Raw genomic sequence first — 16,359 nt, 5'->3', positions numbered from 1 at the left:
CGATCTGCTCTGACGATCCCCCGTCACCGGGCCCGCCGCGGCCCGGCCCGGTGGCCTCCCAGCGAGAGACGAGGTGCGATGAGGATCGACGGCTCCGGCACCCTGCGCGCGAGCTGCGTGCTGTGCCCCAACCCCGGCCCCATGACGCTCGACGGGACCAACACGTGGCTGCTGCGCGAACCCGGCGCCCGCGGCGTGGTCGTGGTCGACCCCGGACCCGACGACGAACGGCACCTGGAGCGGGTGGCGCGCACCGTGCAGGAGCAGGGGGCACAGGTCACCGTCGCACTGCTCACCCACCACCACGGCGACCACACGGACGGCGCCCGCTACTTCGCGGAGCTCACCGGGGCCCCGGTGCGTGCCGTGGACCCCGCGCTGTGCATCGGCGGGGAGCCCCTGGCCGACGGCGAGGAGATCGTCGTGGACCGGCTGCGGCTGCACGTGATCGCGACACCGGGGCACACCGCGGACTCGGTGTCCTTCCACCTCCCCGCCGACGGCGTCGTGCTCACCGGCGACACGGTGCTCGGCCGCGGCAGCACGGTGCTCGGCGGCAACGGCGGACTGGCCGCCTACATGGAGTCGCTGCACCGGCTGCGGGATCTGGCCCGCCGGACGGAGGTGCGGGCGCTGCTCCCCGGCCACGGTCCGATCTGCGCCGAGGCGCTCGATCGGCTGGACGAGTACATCGCGCACCGGGAGGAGCGGCTGGAGCAGGTCACGGCGGCGGTGCGGGCGGGCGCCCGGACGCCGCGGGAGGTCGTCACACGGGTGTACACCGACATCGAGCCGACGCTGACCCTGGCCGCGGAGGCGTCGGTCCGGGCTCAGCTGCGCTACCTGGCCAAGCGCGGCGACGTGCCGCAGGAGCTCGGCGACGTCTGAGCCGCGTGCGGCCACGCGTCACGGGCGCCTGTGCGGCCGCCGGATACACGACGAGCCCGGCACTGGGCCGGGCTCGGTCGTAGAACGGTCGATGATGCTCACCGCGCGCGGCGGCGCATCCGCTCGATGTCGAGCAGCACGACGGCCTTGGCCTCGATCCGCAGCCAGCCGCGCAGGGCGAACTCGGCGAGTGCCTTGTTGACGGTCTCTCGCGAAGCGCCCACGAGCTGGGCCAGCTCTTCCTGGGTGAGGTCGTGGTGCACGTGCAGGCCGTCCTCGCCCTCCTTACCGAACCGGTCGGCAAGGTCGAGCAGGGCCTTGGCGACGCGCCCCGGAACGTCGGTGAAGACGAGGTCCGACATGGCGTCGTTGGTGCGACGCAGCCGGTTCGCCAGGGCCTTGAGCAGTTCCACGGACACCTGGGGCTGGCCCGCGATGAACGGGCGCAGGTCGTCGTGGCCCAGGCCGGCGAGCACGGCGTCGGTCACGGCGACGGCGCTGGCCGTCCGCGGGCGCGGGTCGAACAGCGAGAGCTCGCCGAACATCTCACCCGGGCCGAGCACGCTCAGCAGGTTCTCCCGGCCGTCGACGGCGGTGCGGGTCAGCTTGACCTTTCCGCTGAGGATCACGTAGAGACGGTCGCCCTCATCCCCTTCGGAGAAGAGCGTCTGCCCCCGGCCGAGGCGCACCTCGCTCACCGAGGCGCGCAGAGCGGCAGCGCCCTCCTCGTCGAGTGCTTCGAAAAGAGGCGCCTTCCGCAGCACCTCATTGGTCTCGTCCACCACGTCCTCCTTGCAACCTGACCGTCAACAGTGTGACGTATATCGCACCCCAGTGTGAAACCAGGTGGTTACCTCGGCTTGTCGCCTGGGTGACAACCCGCCACAGCCGACGTCGGCGATTCCGATCTTAGATGCATTAGCGCCCCGGACGGTGCTCACCCTGCCGATCTCCTGATATTGCCGACATAATCTCCGTCACCGAGCGCGGGCGATGCGTCACCCGTGTCGGTGGTCGTCGGCTTGTTACGTTCCCCGGCCCGCCGAACGGCCGTGAGGTACGTAGTCTTTGGGTGTGTCCGGTGACCCTTCCACTATCCCTACGCCAGGCGAGACGTCCCAAGCCCCCGCGACCCCGACGGGCGAGACGCGGCTCGCCCTGGTGCGCCGTGCCCGCCGCATCAACCGGGAGCTGACCCGGCTGTACCCGGACGCGCACTGCGAACTGGACTTCACCGACCCCCTCGAACTGCTGGTCGCCACGATCCTGTCGGCGCAGTGCACCGACAAGCGGGTCAACGCGGTGACGCCGACGCTCTTCGCGCGCTACCGCACCGCAGCCGACTACGCGGCCGCCGACCGGGAGGAGCTGGAGGGGATCATCCGCTCCACCGGCTTCTTCCGGGCCAAGGCGAACAGCATCATCGGGCTGGGGCAGCAGCTGTGCGAACGGCACGGCGGCGAGGTCCCCGGAACACTGAATGCCCTGGTGAGACTACCCGGTGTTGGGAGAAAGACGGCAAACGTGGTGCTCGGCAACGCCTTCGGCGTCCCCGGACTGACCGTGGACACCCACTTCGGGCGGCTGGTCCGCCGTCTCGGCTGGACCGCAGCCACCGACCCCGTCAAGGTCGAGCACGAGATCGCCGCACTGTTCCCGCCCAAGGACTGGACCATGCTGTCCCACCGGCTCATCTGGCACGGCCGCCGTGTCTGCCACGCCCGCCGACCCGCGTGCGGGGCCTGCGCGCTGGCTCCCCTGTGCCCCGCTTTCGGCGAGGGGCCGACCGACGAGGCGACCGCGCGCGCACTCGTCCGGAACGGCCCGTTCTCATGAGCGGGCGGCCGAGCCGGGAACCGGGCGCCGCCCCCGAGTGGCTGGCGCGGCTGGCCGACGCCGCGCGGCGGATGCCGGTTCCGGCCGTGATGCGCCCACCGGAGTCCGGCGGGCGCCCCTCCGCCGTGCTCATCCTCTTCGCCGAGGGCGACGGCGGCCCCGACGTGCTGCTGATCCAGCGCAACAACGGGCTGCGCCGCCACTCCGGCCAGCCGGCCTTCCCCGGCGGCCGGATCGAGCCGTCCGACACCGGCCCCGAGGAGGCCGCGCTGCGCGAGGCCGAGGAGGAGACCGGGCTGGACCCGGCCGGGATCGCGACGCTGGGCCTGCTCCCCGAGTTGTACATCGAGCGCAGCGGCTTCCGCGTCGCTCCGGTCCTGGCCTGGTGGCACACGCCTTCGGCGGTGCATCCGGCCGACAGCGGGGAGGTCGCGGCCGTCTGTCGCGTCCCCGTCTCCGAGCTCGCCGATCCCGCGAACCGGGTGCGGGTCCGCCACCCGGATGGGACCATCGGCCCGGCGTTCCGTGTGCGCGGAATGCTGGTGTGGGGCTTCACCGCCGGGATCCTCCACCGCCTGCTGGTCCTGGGTGGATGGGAGACCCCGATGCCGAACCGCGGCAGCGGGCCGATCGTGCCTATTGGTGACCTGGTGCGCCCGGACGGCGGGACGGCGTGACGTGATGGAGGGCATCGTGCTGGATCTGGTGCTGGTCGTCCTGGTGCTGCTCTTCGCGGTCTCGGGCTACCGGCAGGGCTTCATCGTCGGCATTCTGAGCTTCGCCGGGTTCATCGGCGGCGGCGTGCTCGCCGCGCTCGGGGCGCCCTCGCTGATCCAGTCGTTCGTCGCCGAGCCGGGGCGCCAGGCGCTGCTGGCGATCGCCGTCGTCTTCCTGTCCGCCGCCATGGGCCAGTTCCTCGCCTCCTACCTCGGCACGGTCGTGCGCAACCGCGTCACCTGGGACTCCGCCCGCGTCCTGGACGCCATGGGCGGGGCACTGGTCAGCACCGTCTCGGTGCTGCTGGTGGCGTGGCTGGTGGGCAGCGCGGTGGCCAACTCCGCGATCCCCGTCCTCAACAACGAGGTGCAGCGCTCCCGTGTCCTGCAGGCCGTGGACCAGGTCATGCCCGACACGGCCTACATGTGGTTCTCCACCTTCCGCAGAATCGTCGACCAGAGCGCGTTCCCGCAGGTCTTCAGCGGCCTGGGGTCGGGAGAGCCGGCCGAGGTGGAGCCGCCCGACCCCGACGTGCTCAACACCCCCGAGCTGCGCGAGGCCTCCAAGAGCGTCGTCAAGGTGCTGGGCACCGCGCCGTCGTGCCAGCGGCGCGTCGAGGGCACCGGGTTCGCCTACGGCCAGGACCGCATCATGACCAACGCGCACGTCGTCGCCGGGGTCACCCAGGACCTGCGGGTGGTCACCCGTACCGGACGCCAGGTGCCGGCCACGATCGTGCTGTACGACCCGCAGCAGGACATCGCGGTGCTCGACGTTCCCGGTGTCGGCCTCGACCCGCTGGCCTTCGAACACGAGGCGGAGAAGGGCGACGACGCCGTCGTCGCCGGTTTCCCGCGGAACAACGGATTCACCGCCGTCCCGGCACGCATCCGCGCCCAGCAGACCGCGCAGGGGCCCGACTTCTACCACTCGCAGCAGGTCAGCCGGGAGATCTATCAGGTGCGTGCGGTGGTCCGACCGGGCAACTCGGGCGGCCCGCTGCTCTCGCCGCAGGGGACGGTCTACGGTGTCGTGTTCGCCGCCGCGACCAACGAGGGCGAGACGGGTTACGTGCTCACCGCCGACGAGGTCGCGGAGAACGCCCGCACCGGAGCCACCGCCACCCAGCCGGTGTCGCCGCAGGAGTGCGACTAGGACGGGCCGCTCGGATGCGCTCCGGTCGGGGAGCGGCCGTCCGAGGCGGCCTCGGGTTGAACTGTGAGCGAGGTCTCCCGGGGCCGCGGACGCCCGTTCCCGCGGGGGCTGCGGTGTGACCTGCCTCGCAGGGCGCGGTTACGCGCGAGTAGGGCGGCTTAGGGTTGCCGCATGACGTTCGCCAGCACCATGCGGTTCGCGCTCGCCACGCTCCCCAGGGCCGAGTTCGGCGCCCCCGGACCGATGCGCGACGGGCTCGTCGCCGCGATCCTGGACGGCCGCAAGACCGCCACGGCGAGTCTGCTCGCCGACTACGAGGCGGCAGGGGAGCCGCTGCCCCAAACCGGGGACCAGGCGCTCCTGGTCGACTCCGCGGGGCACCCGGTCGCCGTCATCGAGACGATCGACATGTGCGTGGTGCCGCTCGGCGAGGTCGACGAAGCGCACGCGGCCGCCGAGGGTGAAGGCCACCGCACGGTGGCGGAGTGGCGCGCGGCGCACGAGGAGTTCTGGCGCCGGGAGGCGGCACGGGTGGAGCCGCCCCCGCCGCACGGCGTCACCCTCGATGACGCCACCCAGGTGGTCCTGGAGCGCTTCCGGGTGCAGGCGGTGCTGCGGAGTGGGGACTGACGTCCCGGAGCGCGCAGTGGGCGCTCAGAGCCCCGGAGCGGCGCTGTGGCGCGGTGGGTGGGGTGAGCACGGCGGGCGTCCACTCCGCCGGAGTGGACGCCCGCCGTGCACGTCACAGGGCCGTCAGTCGACGAGTTCCGTGTTCTCCGGCTCGCTCTGCCCCAGCGGCCAGCTCATCCGGACGACGGTGCCGTCATCGTTGGGCTCGATGCTGACCTCGTCGGCGAGGCCGACGATCACCGCGAGCCCGACGTCGGGGGAGAGCCCCGAGACGCCGCCGGCCGGAGTCTGCTGCTCGCCCAGGAAGATCCCGGTGCCACCGGCCGCGTGGTGGTTCACCGTCGAGCCGGGATCGGAGACCGGTGCCCGGTCGGCGACCACGACCTCGAAACGCTGGGCGGAGCGCCCGTTCCCGTTGTGCGGGATCGCGGCCGGAGCGCCGCCCTGGGGGCCCTCGGGCCGGGGCACGGCGCTGTCGATCAGTTCGAGCCGGATCGGTTGGTCGGGGCAGTGCGCACGGTGTGCCTCCACCGCACGCGAGCACGCTTCGCCGACCGCCAGCCGAATCTCGTCGAGGGCGGTTTCGGCGATGCCGGCCCGACGTGCGACGGCCGTGGCCATGAGCCGGGCCGTGCGCACGTGTGCGGGCAGCGCGCTGATCGTGAGCTGGACGAGTGCCATCGTTTGCTCGTTACGTGACTGCGACTAGTTCGTCTTGCGTTTGTCGATGGCTTCCTGCACCGACTCATAGATGCCGAAGACCTTGGTCAGTCCGGTGATCCGGAAGATCTTCAGGATGCGCTCCTGGGTGCAGACCAGGTCGAGCGTGCCGTCGTGGGCGCGCACGCGCTTCAGGCCGCCCACGAGCACGCCGAGCCCCGTCGAGTCGAGGAACTCCACCTTCTCCATGTTCACCACGAGGTGGAAGTTGCCCTTGTTGACCAGATCGATCAGGAGCTCACGCAGCCTGGGCGCGGTATAGACATCGATCTCACCCTCGACGACGACGACTTCGGTGTCGTCCTTCGTGTAGTGATCAAGCTTCAAGTCCACTAGTCCTCCAGCGCCGAACCGCGAAAAACCGCGAATGATCTCTGCCGGGCGTTACCCCACACGGCGGCATTCAACCACGCGCGCGCATCGCGTCTTCCTGTTATGCACAAGAAAACCACGACACCGCGCGTCTCTTCCCTCAGATGCCACACTGAAACCGTCCGTCCGTCAGCCACCGTCCATGTGGGGGGCACAGTGCTCACCCACATGCAGTGCTCACCGAGGAAGGGCTCGGGGTGAATCAGTGGGAGTCGACCCTCCACCGGCTGTGGCGAGTCCATACCCGGAACTCGCAGGTGACACATGTGGAGCGACTGGCACGTAGCGACGGAGTAAGTGAAGACTGGCCAGAATGGGCACCCTCCTCCGTGCTGGAACGCCTCGCCGAGATGGGAGTCCCGGCCCCGTGGACGCACCAGGTCGCCGCCGCGAACCTCGCGCGCTCCGGTAGCAATGTGATCATAGCCACGGGTACGGCGTCGGGGAAGACGCTGGGCTTCCTGCTGCCGTGCGCGGAGGCCACCGAGCAGGGCGGCACCGTGCTGTACCTGTCCCCGACCAAGGCCCTCGCCGCGGATCAGCGCCGCTTTCTCAGCGAACTCGACGCACCGGGACTGCGCGCCGCCACCTACGACGGCGACACCCCCGGCGAGGAGCGCGCCTGGATCCGCGCCCACGCCGACTACGTGCTGACCAACCCCGACATGCTGCACCATGCGATCCTCGGGCGGCACGCGGCGTGGGCGGGTTTCCTGCGGCGGCTGCGCTACATCGTGATCGACGAGGCCCACCGCTACCGCGGCGTCTTCGGGTCGCACGTGGCGCAGGTCATCCGGCGGCTGCGCCGGGTCTGCGCACGCTACCGGGCCGAACCCACCTTCATCCTGGCCTCGGCCACCACCGGCACGCCTGCGGAGAGCGCGAGCCGGCTGATCGGCCTGCCCGTGCGCGCGGTCACCGAGGACGCCTCGCCGCGCGCCGCGCTCAGCGTCGCGCTGGTCGAACCGGAGCTCACCGACCAGGAGGGCGAGCACGGTGCACCCGTGCGCCGCACCGCCACCGCCGAGGCCGCCGACATCCTCGCCGGGCTCGTCGAGGAGGGTGTGCGTACGCTCGCGTTCGTCCGCTCCCGGCAGGCGGCCGAGACCGTCGCCATGGCCGCACAGCGGGCCCTGAGCGACTCCCGCACCCGGGGCCTGGCCCGGCGTGTGGCCGCCTACCGGGCCGGGTACCTGGCGGACGACCGCCGGGAACTGGAGGCGTCGCTGCGCAGCGGGGAACTGCTCGGGCTGGCCACCACGAGCGCCCTGGAACTCGGCGTCGACATCACCGGCCTGGACGCCGTGCTGGTCACCGGCTGGCCGGGCACCCTGGCATCACTGTGGCAGCAGGCCGGGCGGGCCGGACGACGCGGCGAGGACGCGCTGGCGGTGTTCATCGCCCGCGACGACCCGCTCGACACCTACCTCGTTCACCACCCGGAGGCGATCTTCGGCCGCCCGGTGGAAGCCGCCGTCATCGACCCGGACAACCCCTACGTGCTGGGGCCGCACCTGTGCGCGGCGGCGTCCGAGATCCCGCTCACCGCCGACGACCTGCCGGTGTTCGGCCCCGAGGCGGAAGCGGTGCTCGCCGACCTGGTGGACCGGAGGCTGCTCCGGCGGCGCCCCCGCGGCTGGTTCTGGGCGCGGCGCGACCGGGCGAGCGACCTCGCCGACCTGCGGGGCGCGGGCGGGCCGCCGGTGCAGATCGTCGACTCCGAGAGCGGGCAGCTGCTGGGAACCGTCGACCAGGCGGCGGCGCACGGCACCGTCCACGACGGGGCGGTCTACCTGCACCAGGGCTTGAGCTACGTGGTCGACGAACTCGACCTGGAGGAGGGTGTCGCCCTCGTGCACGGGGAGATGCCCGAGTACAGCACCTGGGCGCGCGACGTCACCGAGATCCAGATCCTGCGCACGCTGCGGGAGGAGGAGTGGGGGCCGTCGGCCACCGTCCACTTCGGCGAGGTCGAGGTCACCCGCCAGGTGGTCGGCTACCTCAAGCGCGACGTCCGCACCGGTTCGGTCCTCGGGGAGCAGCCCCTCGACCTGCCGGAGCGCACCCTCAACTCGCGTGCGGTCTGGTGGACGCTGGACACCGACGCCGCCGACCGCCTGCGCAAGGCCGACGTCGACCTGCGCGGCGCCGCCCACGCGGCCGAGCACGCCGCCATCGGCCTGCTCCCGCTGTTCGCCACGTGCGACCGCTGGGACATCGGCGGCGTCTCGACCGCCCTGCACGCCGACACCGGGCTGCTCACGGTGTTCGTCTACGACGGGCACGAGGGCGGCGCCGGATTCGCCGAACGCGGCTTCACCGCCGCCCGCGCCTGGCTGGCGGCCACCCGCGCGGCCATCGCGGACTGCGAGTGCGCGGAGGGCTGCCCCTCGTGCATCCAGTCGCCGAAGTGCGGCAGCGGCAACGAGCCGCTGAGCAAGCCCGGCGCACTGCGGCTACTGGACGAGGTGCTCGCCGAGGGCACCGGGCGCGGTGCGGGGTGAGAGCCCGAGCGGTTGTCCACAGCCGGGAGATTCCGCCTTTCCCCGGCCGGACCGGGCTGCGCAGGCTGGATCACGGCCGCCGCGTCCCTAACCTGTGGCGCGGGCGGCCCGTCCACCCGTAGGGAGGCAGCCGTGTTCCACTTCACCACCCGTCTCGACCACCTCGCCGCTCTCATCCTGAGCCGCTGCACCTGTGCCTGTGCCCGCACCGCCGCCCGTGTCCGCCGCCACCGGGCCGACCACGGCATGTCGACGGCCGAGTACGCCCTGGGGACGGTGGCGGCCTGTGCCTTCGCGGCCGTGCTGTTCGCGATCCTCACCAGCGCCGAAGTGCGCGACGTCCTCACGCGGATGGTGACCGATGCCCTGCAGTCGGGCGGGTGACCGGGGCACGGTCACCGCCGAGACGGCGGTGGCCCTGCCCTCGCTGCTGCTCGTCCTGGGCGCGGGGATCACGGCCGTCCAGGCGGCCACCGTGCAGCTGGAGTGTGTCGATGCCGCGCGCCTCGGAGCACGCGCCCTCGCCAAGGGGGAGTCCGAGAGCACGGTGCTCGCCCTGGTCACGGGCGCGGCCCCGGAGGCCGCCGACGTCGCCCTCTCCGCGGACGGCGGGTTCGCCCGCGTCGTGGTCACCGCGCCGATCCGGCTCGGGCCCGTGACCGACCTGCCGGTCCTCGCCGTCGGTGAGGCCGCCACCCCCGTCGAACCCGGCCCCAGGCCTCCCCGATGACGTCCGTGACGCGCACCGAACGACCGGCCCGGCGCTGGAGCCGCCACGTCCGGGGTGGCCATGGCGAACGGCAGCGTGAAACGGATGGAATCGGCTCCCGGCATCGTGATCGCCCCCGGAAGGGGGAACGCGCCGACCGGTGCAGCGCCGTCGTCGAGGGGCGAGGCCGGTGCGGATGCGTGCTCCCGAAACCCGAGTCGGCGGTGTCGGGCGCAGGTCGTCGAGGCCGACGAAGCGGCGCCCCAGGGGGAGCACGCTACGCGAGAGGGGCCGTATCCATGCGCGCCACGTCGACATTCCGTCCCGCCGACCTCGGGTCGGCGACGGTCTGGGTGCTGGCCCTGGGCGCCGTCATCTGGTTCAGCGCGTTCACCGCGGTCCTGGTGGCGAGCGTGCGCATCGATCGGCACCGTGCCGCCACCGCCGCCGATCTCGCCGCGCTGGCCGGCGCCGCACAGTCCGCCCACGGTCCGCGGCGTGCGTGCGCGGTCGCGGACGCCACGGCGGCGGCCAACGGCGCCCGCCTCGTCGGCTGCACCCTGAGGGGCCTCATCCTGCATGTGGAGGTCGAGATCCCCGCCCGGATGTGGCCGGGCGCCGTGCCCGCCCGGGCGCGGGCCGGTCCGGTGTCGGCCCCATGACCCGCCCCGGTGCGCGTGAGGGCCGGTCACCGGAGCATGAGGTCGGAGAGGAGCCCGGCGGCGAGCGGCACCACACCGATGAGGACGAAGGCCGGAAGGAAGCACAGGCCCAGCGGTGCGACCACCAGCACGCCGAGCCGCTGGGAGCGGGCGAGCGCCGCGGCCTGTGCGCCGCGCCGGATTTCGACGGCGTGCCGCTCCAGGATCTCGGCGACGGGTGCGCCGGTCTCCGCGGCGCGGGCCAGGACCCGGCCCATCGGCGCCAGCTCCGGAGTGGCGCCGAGGCCGCGCCAGACCGACACGGGGTCCGCACCGAGCCGGAGCCGCTCGGTGGCCTCGCCCAGCAGCCGCCCGAGCGGACCGCCCACCGCCGTGGCGACGGCGGCGAGGGCTTCGTCGACCGTGCAGCCCGCGCGCAGCGCCGCGACGACCAGGTCGACGGTCACCGGGAGCTCGGCGGTGATACGCGCCCTCTCCAGCCGCCGGGGTCGGCCGGCCGCTCGACGTCGCCGCCACCAGGCCGCACACCCGGCCAGCACCCCGGCGCCGACCCCGGCCACGGGTCCGGCGAGGACGAGTGCCACCACCCCGACCAGAACCGGCACGGCGGCTCGCGTGGCCCGGCGACCCGCACGGCGTGCACGCGCCGTATCCGCCGGATCCCGGCTCGATGCGAGTAGACGGCGGCGCGCGATCGACCGCGGGGAGGGGCGGACGAGGAGTCCGACGGCTGTGAGCCCGAGAACCGCGACGGCGACGACACCGGTCAGGCCGGAGAGCCCGGCGTCCAGCGCCGTCACCGGCCGTCCCCGGGCTCGACGGACGCGACTGCCCCGCGCACCATGCGGTCGGTCCAGTACAGCCCGAGGAGGTCCAGTGCGACACCCGCGGCCAGGCAGGCCAGCCCCAAGGGGGTGCCGAAGAGGAACGCCAGCGGCCGGCCGCCCAGCAGCGAGGCCATGACCAGCCCCGCGATCGGAAGCACGCTCAGGAGGAGCGCGGTGGTCCGCGGGCCGGCGAGGTGCGCGGCGAGCTGTCGGCGCCGGTCCTCCTCCTGGCTCATGGTCTCGGCGAGGCGGTCGACGACATCCGCGAGCCCGGCGCCGGTCCCGGCGCTCACCTGCCAGCACGCCGCGAGATGGCGCAGCCCGGCGGCGCCCGGCAGCACGGCGGCCGCGCGCAGCGCCGATGCGGGGTCCTCGCCCGAGCGGGCGGCCGCTGCCACGGGGGCGAGCTCGGTGGCCGCGCTCGGGTGCGTGTCGGCGATCGCCGACGCCAATGCGGCGGCCGGAGCCCGGCCCGCGCGCAGTTCGGCGGCGAGGCCCCGAGCGAGCTCGATGACGGCGCGGCGCCGGCGCTCCGCATCGCGGTCGAGGAACGGGAGCCGTCGGCCCCGTACGAGAGCGGACACCCGGCCCCGGGCGCCCCTCCCGGGCGCCGGTGCCGCCGGTCCCCGGTCGTCCGGGCCTTCCAGCGGAGCGGACCGGTCCAGAGCGCGCAGGCGGGCCAGCGCCGTGCCGGGGAGCAGCCGGACCACCACGTACCCGGCGGCCCCGGCAAGGAGCAGGACCGCCGCCCACCCGGCCGGGGGGTCCCCCGCGTGGAAGGACCCACCGATGGGCAGCAGGAGCGGGGCGGGCACCCACATGCGATCGATCCCCGGACACCTCATCACGGGGAGGGTGCGGCCGACGGCCCCGGGAGCGCTCGGACGCCGGACGCCGACGGAGCCGCCGGCGCGATCGGCTGCAGGGTGGCGCGCGCGGGAAGGGGCGGCGCGCCTGACCGGACCCTGCCCCACGGCGGGGGGCACTCCGCCCCCCGCCCGGCCGACAGCCCTGACGCGGCGGCCGCCCCACACGTGTATCCCAAGCCGAGCCGCCGTGGTGCCGCTGCGGCCCGGTGCGTGCTGTGGCCGACGCATCAGGGCCGATCACCGGCCCCTCGGCGCGGGCGGCGCCACGTGGCGCCGATGCGGTCGGCGAGTTCGGGGGCGCCCTCGTGTTCGGTGATGGACCCGTCGGCGGTGAAGGTGACGGCGGGCACCGTCCGCACCGACCCGGAGGAGGCACGGCGCAGGACGCGGACGTCGGCCACGCGCCGCCTCCCGCCGGGGTCGCGGACCAGGTGGATGACGAGCACCCGCGTGGCGGCGAGCTGGCTGTGCACGGCCTCGCGTCCGAGCCCTGCGGCGCAGCCCAGCGCCTCGACGCGTGCGGGAAGATCGGCGGCGGTGTTGGCGTGCAGTGTGCAGGCGCCTCCCTCGTGCCCGGTGTTGAGCGCGGCCAGCAGGCCGACCACCTCGGCGCCGCGCACCTCGCCCACCACGAGGCGGTCGGGGCGCATCCGCAGCGCTTGGCGGACCAGCTGGGGCATACTCACCTCCCCGCTCCCTTCGATGTTGGGTGGCCGGGACTGCAGGCGGACGACGTGCGGGTGCTCGGGGGCGAGCTCTGCGGAGTCCTCGACCAGCACGATGCGCTCCTCCGGATCGACCAGGGACAGAAGGGCGGACAGCAGCGTGGTCTTGCCTGTGCCGGTGCCGCCGCAGACGAGGAACGCGGCCCTAGCGGCCACCAGGTTCAGGAGGAGCCGGGCACCCGCGGCGGGGACGGTGCCGTCACCCACCAGTTCGGCCAGCGAGAACACGCGGCGGCGCGGAAGCCGCAGCGAGAGGCAGGCCCCCTCCGGGGCCACCGGCGGCAGCACGGCGTGGAACCGCGCGCCCGACGGCAGCCGTGCGTCGCACCACGGCGCGGCCGAATCCAGGCGGCGACCGGCCTGGGCGGCCAGGCGCCGGGCCAGCCGCCGGACCGCGCCGTCGTCGGGAAAGCGGACGTCGTGGACCCGGCGCAGCCCGCCACCGTCGTCGACCCACACCTCACCCGGGCCGTTGACCAGGATGTCGGTGATCTCGGGGTCGGCGAGCAGCGGGTCGAGCGGTCCCGCCCCGGCCAGGTCGGCGCGGAGCCGCCGGACGATCGACAGCACCTCGGCGTCGCCGAGCACATCCCCCTCCGCCCGCAGGGCGGCGGCGACGCGGGCGGGGGTCGCCTCGGCGCCCTCACGTACCAGACGGGCCCGCACGGCGGAGAGGAGCGCCGGGTCCGGTGCGGGCGGCCCGGACTGCGGGGCGGCGCGGGGATCGGCGGCGTTCACCGGTCGGCCTCCGCCCCCGGCTCCGCCTCCGCGGCGGCCTCCGCACGCAACCGGGCGAGGAACCCGTCGGCGAACCCGGCCAGCGGGGAGCCCCGGTGATCGGCGGGGGTGTCGCCGCGGTCGAGGGCGGACGGGAGCCCGCGCTCGTCGGCGATGTCACCGGCGAGCGGCAGCCGCAGCGCGCGGGCGATGTCGGAGGCGGGCAGGTCGGCGTCGGCGCCGCGGGTCACGACCCGAAGATCGGCCACATGGTCGCGCAGCCGCGGCGTGATGCGCCGCGCCGCCACCACCGCGTGCAGGGCCGCGGGAACCACGAGGAGGGCCGTCGTGGTGCGCTGCAGCGCCTCCTGTGCTCCGGCGTCGAGCGCGCGGGGCAGATCGGCCACCACCAGGTCGGCGCCGTGGGCGGCGGAGGTGAGCACGGCCCGCATGGCCGGGGTGGGGACCGCGCGCGTCGGCCCCCGCTCCCAGGTGAGCAGCGCGACGCCGCGCACGACCGGAAGTGCGCTCCGCACCGCCGCCCAGTCCATCCGCCCCTGGCGGCCGAGGAGGCCGCCCCACCGCGTGCCCGGCGCGTGCTCCTCGCCCAGCAGGACGTCGAGTCCGACCCCGAGCGGGTCGGCGTCGATGAGGGCGGTGGACAGCCCCGCCCGCGCCCCGCCCAGCGCCAGCGCGACCGCGAGCAGGCTCGCGCCGGCGCCACCCCGGCTTCCGACGACCGACAGGACGGGCGCGTGCCCGGACCGCGGCCGTGTGGACTCGGCGAACAGTTCGGCGAGCGCGGCCTCGTCCTCGGGCAGGGAGAAGACCGCGCGGGCACCGATGCGGCGTGCGGCGGCGCCCGCCGGGTGGTCGGGTGCGGCGTACCGTATGCCGTCGCGGCCGGCGGCGACGACGTTCCGGTGTGGTCGGGGTTCGAGGTCGGCGATCGCGGGAAGCAGGTCGGACCCGGCGACGACGAGCGGTGCTCGGGACCAGTCGCGCCCGGCGTGGGCGGGAGTGTGCGCGACGGTGACCTCGACGGCGGCGGCCGCGGAGAGCCGCAGCAGATCGTCGAGGAGCTCGGGGTCGTCGGTGACGACCAGGGGGCGCGGGGGGTCCGGGGTGCCGGAGGCGGGCGGGGCGTGCATCGTGGTCGTCTCCCTGCGTGGCGGTCGGGAGTTCCACGATCACCGCTGGTCGGCCGCCGCCGAAAGTCCGATCCACAGGCTGTGGAAAAGTCGCGCGGGGCGCCGGGGCCGCCGCGTGCACAGGGGGTGGCCGCAGCGCGGGCCGACGAGGTGGCGGAAATGGCGACGGCCCCCGCCGGGGGGATGACGGGGGCCGTCGTACGGTCCGGCTCCGGGGGGGTAGAGCCGGCTCCGCATTCCAGGGAGGCTTAACGGTGCCCGGCCGGGAGGCCTCGCTTCCCGGGCCGGTGACCACATCGTCACACGAGTTCGAAAGATGCGCTAGGTGTGCAGGCCATGACTCGGGGAAACCAGGGATGCCCCGCAGTGGTCCGGAATCCGCGAAGAGCCAGGGGATCTGCGCCTTAACGGATGCTCGGACACGATTTCCATCCAAGTGACAGGCCTGACACGTAACGTTACCACGGTGCCTGTGGCGGGGTCGGGCGCGGATAGGGGCGGCCGGGGGTGGCTGGGAATTGCCCGGACGGGGGCTTTTCAAAGTGCCTGATCAGGCGTTACAAAGGAATTGACGGTGGACATGAGCCACCGGGCACGGCTCCCGGGTACCCACGCGTCACCAAGCCGCGGGAGGCATGTCCAGGCCAGGCGTATCGCCTGGTCGGACGATATAACTTGCACGCATGTTAACTCGACGAGACGTGTCGGCGGCGGCGCTCTGAAACGGCCCTGGAGGTCGTCGGGGCGCCGCTCGCGTGCTCCGAGCAACCCCGTCGGAATGGCGTACGGCCGTTCTCGCCGCCGGAAAAGTAATCCAACCGAGACCTGCGGAGAGGCGCCATCGCCCCGGCGCGGGGCCGTCCATGAATGACGGTTCGACATCTTCCGGGTTCGGTTTTCCGTGCACCCGGATATCAGCCGCGTTTCAGCGCCTCACACGTCGCCAGCGAGTCCCGGGCGCCGGCCTCCACGGCGCGGCAGCAGTACACGACCCATGTACCCACGCCCTCCGGCGTCGCCGCCAGGTAGCCGCGCAGCGCGGCTCCGTACTCCGCCCCCGATTCGAGGTGCCCCAGCTCCGGCGGAACCAGGGACTTCGGGTCCAGCCCCCGCTCGATCAGCGTGAGTCGCTCGGCGGCGCGCGCGATGATCCCGTCGCCCCACCCGAAGGGCCGGAGCGCGGCCAGCTCACCGTGCACGATGGCGCCCACCACCAGCGCCGGAACCGACGACCGCGTGGCCAGCAACGAGTTCAGCGCGCCCAATCGCGCCGACACCTCGGCGGGGGCGGGTGCCGCGCCGAGCCCCAGCGGGTCCACCGCGGATTCGCCGCCCTCCCGGCCCTGCCCGTTCTCCCCGCCCGCGCGCGGCCGCCCCAGGCGATCCGCGGGAACGGCGTCGGCGGCGGCCAACGTGTGCAGCCGCGCCAGCGCCTGCAGCGGGGCCTTCGGCCACGTCTCCACCAGGATCCCCAGCTCGCCGGAGACCCGCAGCGCGCCCTTGACCCGAGGATCCCCACTCGCGCCGGACCGCACGTGCTCCAGGGTCTCCACGTCCGCGTCCGCTCCCTCCAGGACGGCGGACGCGCGCGCCCCGCGCAGCGCGGACTCCATGGAGACGTCGGCACTGCGGCGGCGCAGCACCCGATGGCCGAGCAGCCGGTCGACGACGGTCCGCGCCTGCTCGACGGCCGCGTCGACGCCGGGAAGCTCCGCGATCCGCTGCAGGGGATCCACTGACGATGCACTCACAAACCCAAACCCTACGCGCGAGTAATACCTGGGTGCTCCCCAGCCTCCTCTTGTGGGGCACACCACCCACTTGATGAAGTGTCCTCGACCACATGGTTTATTGATCCGTACAACACACCAGTGAGG

The 16,359-nt window shown here is 73.7% G+C and carries 17 protein-coding genes; 9 read left to right on the top strand and 8 right to left on the bottom strand.

The features are described 5' to 3' along the window. The first annotated feature begins 78 nt into the window (after positions 1–78). The gene (locus HNR23_RS21130) at positions 79–888 is read left to right on the top strand and encodes an MBL fold metallo-hydrolase (protein ID WP_184078037.1); all 810 of its coding nucleotides are present in this window, start codon (positions 79–81) and stop codon (positions 886–888) included. Between the two features lie 98 nt (positions 889–986). Here the strand turns inward: HNR23_RS21130 and HNR23_RS21125 are convergent, their stop codons facing one another. Next, complete coding sequence (locus HNR23_RS21125; RefSeq protein WP_343070648.1) at positions 987–1,673, bottom strand: Crp/Fnr family transcriptional regulator; 687 nt, start codon at positions 1,671–1,673, stop codon at positions 987–989. Between the two features lie 289 nt (positions 1,674–1,962). On the opposite strand from HNR23_RS21125, the gene nth reads away from it, so the two are divergent. The 4 genes from nth (at position 1,963) to HNR23_RS21105 (ending at position 5,226) form a co-directional block, all read left to right on the top strand. Next, positions 1,963–2,724 (top strand): endonuclease III, encoded by a 762-nt coding sequence (nth, locus tag HNR23_RS21120; RefSeq protein ID WP_343070647.1) that lies wholly within the window; start codon positions 1,963–1,965, stop codon positions 2,722–2,724. Next, entirely contained in the window at positions 2,721–3,401 is a 681-nt protein-coding gene (locus HNR23_RS21115) for an NUDIX hydrolase (RefSeq protein ID WP_184078035.1), read from the top strand. The genes nth and HNR23_RS21115 overlap by 4 nt, the downstream gene beginning before the upstream one ends. A 16-nt stretch (positions 3,402–3,417) precedes the next feature. After that, the gene (locus tag HNR23_RS21110; protein WP_184080671.1) at positions 3,418–4,596 is read left to right on the top strand and encodes a MarP family serine protease; all 1,179 of its coding nucleotides are present in this window, start codon (positions 3,418–3,420) and stop codon (positions 4,594–4,596) included. 171 nt (positions 4,597–4,767) lie between these two features. After that, on the top strand, positions 4,768–5,226 hold the full coding sequence (locus tag HNR23_RS21105; protein WP_184078034.1) for an ASCH domain-containing protein: 459 nt from the start codon (positions 4,768–4,770) through the stop codon (positions 5,224–5,226). A 123-nt stretch (positions 5,227–5,349) separates the two neighbouring features. Here HNR23_RS21105 and HNR23_RS21100 read toward each other — a convergent pair whose 3' ends face one another. Both HNR23_RS21100 and HNR23_RS21095 read right to left on the bottom strand, forming a co-directional pair. Continuing rightward, on the bottom strand, positions 5,350–5,907 hold the full coding sequence (locus HNR23_RS21100) for an ATP-binding protein (RefSeq protein ID WP_184078033.1): 558 nt from the start codon (positions 5,905–5,907) through the stop codon (positions 5,350–5,352). 24 nt (positions 5,908–5,931) lie between these two features. After that, positions 5,932–6,279 (bottom strand): anti-sigma factor antagonist, encoded by a 348-nt coding sequence (locus tag HNR23_RS21095; RefSeq protein WP_184078032.1) that lies wholly within the window; start codon positions 6,277–6,279, stop codon positions 5,932–5,934. A 236-nt stretch (positions 6,280–6,515) separates the two neighbouring features. Between HNR23_RS21095 and HNR23_RS21090 the strand changes: the two genes are divergently transcribed. From HNR23_RS21090 to HNR23_RS21075, 4 genes are all read left to right on the top strand, one after another. After that, entirely contained in the window at positions 6,516–8,822 is a 2,307-nt protein-coding gene (locus HNR23_RS21090; RefSeq protein WP_394353794.1) for a DEAD/DEAH box helicase, read from the top strand. 132 nt (positions 8,823–8,954) lie between these two features. Continuing rightward, a complete protein-coding gene (locus HNR23_RS21085) occupies positions 8,955–9,206 on the top strand; it encodes a DUF4244 domain-containing protein (protein WP_394353793.1) in 252 nt (83 codons plus the stop codon). After that, positions 9,184–9,552 (top strand): TadE family type IV pilus minor pilin, encoded by a 369-nt coding sequence (locus HNR23_RS21080; protein ID WP_221308192.1) that lies wholly within the window; start codon positions 9,184–9,186, stop codon positions 9,550–9,552. The genes HNR23_RS21085 and HNR23_RS21080 overlap by 23 nt, the downstream gene beginning before the upstream one ends. A gap of 278 nt (positions 9,553–9,830) precedes the next feature. Then, complete coding sequence (locus tag HNR23_RS21075) at positions 9,831–10,193, top strand: Rv3654c family TadE-like protein (RefSeq protein ID WP_184078030.1); 363 nt, start codon at positions 9,831–9,833, stop codon at positions 10,191–10,193. A gap of 26 nt (positions 10,194–10,219) precedes the next feature. Here the strand turns inward: HNR23_RS21075 and HNR23_RS21070 are convergent, their stop codons facing one another. The 5 genes from HNR23_RS21070 to HNR23_RS21050 all read right to left on the bottom strand — a co-directional run bounded on the left by HNR23_RS21070 (position 10,220) and on the right by HNR23_RS21050 (position 16,233). After that, entirely contained in the window at positions 10,220–10,993 is a 774-nt protein-coding gene (locus HNR23_RS21070) for a type II secretion system F family protein (protein WP_343070646.1), read from the bottom strand. Next, positions 10,990–11,841 carry a type II secretion system F family protein gene (locus tag HNR23_RS21065; RefSeq protein WP_184078029.1) on the bottom strand — a complete coding sequence of 284 codons (852 nt, stop codon included), beginning with the start codon at positions 11,839–11,841 and terminating at the stop codon, positions 10,990–10,992. Before HNR23_RS21065 ends, HNR23_RS21070 begins: the two co-directional genes overlap by 4 nt. A 275-nt stretch (positions 11,842–12,116) precedes the next feature. After that, positions 12,117–13,352, bottom strand: coding sequence for a TadA family conjugal transfer-associated ATPase (locus HNR23_RS21060; RefSeq protein ID WP_184078028.1), 1,236 nt, complete (start codon positions 13,350–13,352; stop codon positions 12,117–12,119). Next, complete coding sequence (gene ssd / locus HNR23_RS21055) at positions 13,349–14,482, bottom strand: septum site-determining protein Ssd (RefSeq protein ID WP_184078027.1); 1,134 nt, start codon at positions 14,480–14,482, stop codon at positions 13,349–13,351. Before ssd ends, HNR23_RS21060 begins: the two co-directional genes overlap by 4 nt. A 914-nt stretch (positions 14,483–15,396) precedes the next feature. Further along, complete coding sequence (locus HNR23_RS21050) at positions 15,397–16,233, bottom strand: Fic family protein (protein WP_184078026.1); 837 nt, start codon at positions 16,231–16,233, stop codon at positions 15,397–15,399. Positions 16,234–16,359: the final 126 nt, after the last annotated feature.

This window comes from Nocardiopsis mwathae (assembly GCF_014201195.1).
Taxonomy (GTDB): domain Bacteria; phylum Actinomycetota; class Actinomycetes; order Streptosporangiales; family Streptosporangiaceae; genus Nocardiopsis_C; species Nocardiopsis_C mwathae.
This window is presented reverse-complemented; position numbering and strand designations above follow the sequence as displayed.

What these genes read in the sequence shown, in the direction of transcription:
- HNR23_RS21105 (WP_184078034.1), top strand. Translation starts at nt 4,768, where the DNA reads ATGACGTTCGCCAGCACCATGCGGTTCGCGCTCGCCACGCTCCCCAGG.
- HNR23_RS21115 (WP_184078035.1), top strand. Translation starts at nt 2,721, where the DNA reads ATGAGCGGGCGGCCGAGCCGGGAACCGGGCGCCGCCCCCGAGTGGCTG.
- ssd (WP_184078027.1), bottom strand. Translation starts at nt 14,482, where the DNA reads ATGCACGCCCCGCCCGCCTCCGGCACCCCGGACCCCCCGCGCCCCCTG.
- HNR23_RS21080 (WP_221308192.1), top strand. Translation starts at nt 9,184, where the DNA reads ATGCCCTGCAGTCGGGCGGGTGACCGGGGCACGGTCACCGCCGAGACG.
- HNR23_RS21075 (WP_184078030.1), top strand. Translation starts at nt 9,831, where the DNA reads ATGCGCGCCACGTCGACATTCCGTCCCGCCGACCTCGGGTCGGCGACG.
- HNR23_RS21100 (WP_184078033.1), bottom strand. Translation starts at nt 5,907, where the DNA reads ATGGCACTCGTCCAGCTCACGATCAGCGCGCTGCCCGCACACGTGCGC.
- HNR23_RS21065 (WP_184078029.1), bottom strand. Translation starts at nt 11,841, where the DNA reads ATGTGGGTGCCCGCCCCGCTCCTGCTGCCCATCGGTGGGTCCTTCCAC.
- HNR23_RS21130 (WP_184078037.1), top strand. Translation starts at nt 79, where the DNA reads ATGAGGATCGACGGCTCCGGCACCCTGCGCGCGAGCTGCGTGCTGTGC.